At 45.2% G+C, this 1,144-nt stretch carries 1 protein-coding gene; it reads left to right on the top strand.

Annotated elements, in window-relative coordinates; all coding sequences use genetic code 11:
- The coding region (locus tag C6Y40_RS15525; protein ID WP_170308515.1) for an efflux RND transporter permease subunit at nt 1-1,144 on the top strand (1,144 nt) is incomplete at both ends.

Here is a 1,144-nt window from a genome sequence, read left to right as displayed (position 1 = left end):
TGAGAGGTAAAATTAGCGAAAAAGAAAGCCCAATTATTAAAGGTGCAAAGGCAGTCTATCGTCCTGTTTTAACCGGAGCGCTGCGTTTTAGATGGCTAGTGGTAGTAGCAGCGAGTGCTTTGGTTGTCGGCAGTTTATGGATGGGCAGTAAATTAGGCTCGGAGTTTATTCCCCAGCTCAATGAAGGTGATATCTTAGTACAGGCAATACGGATCCCTGGGACAGGGGTAGAACAAGCAGTTGAAATGCAAAAAACTCTTGAAGCGAAACTTATGCAGTATGAGCAAGTACAGACGGTATTCGGTCGCACGGGTACGGGTGAGGTCGCCACCGACCCTATGCCACCAAACATTACTGATACGTTTGTTATTTTAAAGCCTAGGGAGCAATGGCCCGATCCATCAATGACAAAAGCTGAGTTAGTGAAAACGTTTGAAGAGGACTTGTTTACTTTGCCCGGCAATAATTATGAATTTACGCAACCTATACAAATGCGTTTTAACGAATTGATTAGTGGCGTAAGGGCAGATTTGGGGATAAGGCTATTTGGGGATGACTTAGATACGCTCTTTGCATCTGCTTCTGACATTTTGACCGTTATTTCAACGATTGAAGGAGCTGATGACGCGAGGCTTGAGCAGGTAGAAGGCATTCCAATCTTCACCGTCACACCAAAGCCTGATCAATTGGCACGCTTTGGTTTGGATATAGCCGACTTGCAGTTATGGCTCAATGCTGCGACAGGTGGAGAAACCGCTGGAATGATTTTTGAGGGCGACAGACGCTTTAAAATTGTCGTGCGATATGCCGACGACATTCGAAATGAACTCACTCAGCTTGAGACCATTCCCATCGTTACGCCCTCTGGTGAGCATGTACCGATAAGCGAATTAGCCACACTGGCATTTAAAGAAGTACCTAGCCAAATAAGCCGGGAGAATGGCAAACGTAGTATTGTTGTCACAGCAAATGTGCGTGACAGAGATATTGGCACTTTTGTTGAAGAAGCTCAGGTGAGAATTAATGATGAAGTAGATTTACCTGCTGGTTATTGGCTCGACTATGGTGGAACCTTTGAGCAGCTCGAAAGTGCGAGTCAACGATTGACGATTGTGGTACCGGTTACGTTGTTTGTGATTTTGAC

It is taken from the genome of Marisediminitalea alba (genome assembly GCF_002993365.1).
Classification (GTDB): Bacteria; Pseudomonadota; Gammaproteobacteria; order Enterobacterales; family Alteromonadaceae; genus Alteromonas; species Alteromonas alba.
This window is presented reverse-complemented; position numbering and strand designations above follow the sequence as displayed.